This is a genomic window from Vibrio sp. Vb0349 (genome assembly GCF_033338975.1).
Genome location: NZ_JAWOTS010000211.1, coordinates 1 through 1,374, shown reverse-complemented (window position 1 = coordinate 1,374; position 1,374 = coordinate 1). Strand labels below are relative to the sequence as shown.

Below are 1,374 nucleotides of genomic sequence, written 5' to 3'. Positions count from 1 at the left end.
GTTTTGAGCCAGTCCTATCGTTGTATTGTGCCTGACTTATGGGCGCATGGTGAATCGGACGCCGCTCCTGCTTCGACCACGTCTTTAGTTGATTATGCCCAACACATGCTGGCGCTAATGGATCATTTGGAAATCGACAAATTTTCCATTGTTGGCTTATCTGTTGGCGGCATGTGGGGCGCGGAACTGACCGCTCAAGCCCCGCAACGAGTGAAGTCATTGGTGTTGATGGATACCTTTATTGGTTGGGAACCAGAAGTGACGCATAAAAAATACTTTGCGATGCTAGATACCATCAGCCAAGTTCAAGGTGTTCCTGGGCCTATTATCGAAGCAGTTGCACCACTGTTCTTTGCGAATAACGCGGATCAAGTTCACCCAGAATTGGTCGCTTCATTTAAACAAAGCCTTGAATCGCTAACAGGTGAGCGAGCTGTAGAAGTTGCTCGCATCGGTCGCATGGTGTTTGGGCGACGTGATGTGATTGAAGATGCAGAAAAATTCGCACTGCCAACATTGATCGCAGTTGGTCGAGAAGATAAGCCGCGTCCGGTATTTGAATCTTACCTAATGAATGACTGCATTACGGGCAGTGAGTTGGTGGAGATTCCTGAAGCGGGTCATATCAGTTCGCTTGAACAGCCCGAGTTTGTGAATCAGATGCTGTTGAGCTTCCTAAACAAAGTTCACGCTTAAAATGCATTTAAAAACTCGGCGTTATGCCGAGTTTTTTTCTGTCAGTTTCTTTTCACCAATTTTAGGCTCTTCACCCGAAAGTAAACGACGAATGTTTTGATGATGTTTAAACACGATTAGACAACACAACATGGCAACGGGCAGGGTGTATTGCGGTTTGAACATCCAAGTATAAAACGGTGTGACTAATACAGTGACGAGTGCGGCAAGGGAAGAGTAGCGAAACAGGACTGCAACCGAGAGCCAAGTCAGCATAACTAGGCCTGTGAGGTCTAAGCCAATTGGAGCAATGGCACCAAGCGCGGTAGCGACGCCTTTACCCCCTTTAAAGTGGAAGAAAATTGGGTACATGTGACCAAGGCACGCCGCGATAGCAATAACGCCAAGAATGATAGGATCGATACCAAGAAAGTACCCTCCCCAAACTGGAATCGTCCCTTTGAGCATATCGCACAACAACACCGATATGGCCGCGCCTTTTCCGCCAATGCGCAATACATTGGTCGCGCCTGGATTGTTTGAGCCAACGTTACGAGGGTCTGGCAGTTTTAACAGGCGACAAATCAACACCGCACTGGAAACAGAACCCAGTAAGTAGGCGGCCATTGTCATTATCAGTGCCAGTGCGTCCATAGAAGTCCTTGATGGATTGGAAATTAATGCTCAGTTCCCGCGTAG

2 protein-coding genes are annotated in these 1,374 nt (G+C 47.7%); one reads left to right on the top strand and one right to left on the bottom strand.

Annotation, left to right across the window (positions count from 1 at the left end; translation table 11 throughout):
- Window positions 1–696 (top strand): alpha/beta fold hydrolase (locus tag R7Q47_RS24625; protein ID WP_318089875.1); only part of this gene is annotated, 696 nt, incomplete at its 5' end.
- Between the two features lie 21 nt (window positions 697–717).
- On the opposite strand, the gene plsY is transcribed toward R7Q47_RS24625, so the two are convergent.
- Window positions 718–1,329, bottom strand: a complete 612-nt coding sequence (gene plsY / locus R7Q47_RS24620; RefSeq protein ID WP_024700372.1) for a glycerol-3-phosphate 1-O-acyltransferase PlsY — start codon at window positions 1,327–1,329, stop codon at window positions 718–720.
- Window positions 1,330–1,374 lie beyond the last annotated feature (45 nt).

Excerpts from the sequence above, each read along its gene's own strand:
- plsY (WP_024700372.1), bottom strand. The coding sequence starts at position 1,329 with ATGGACGCACTGGCACTGATAATGACAATGGCCGCCTACTTACTGGGT.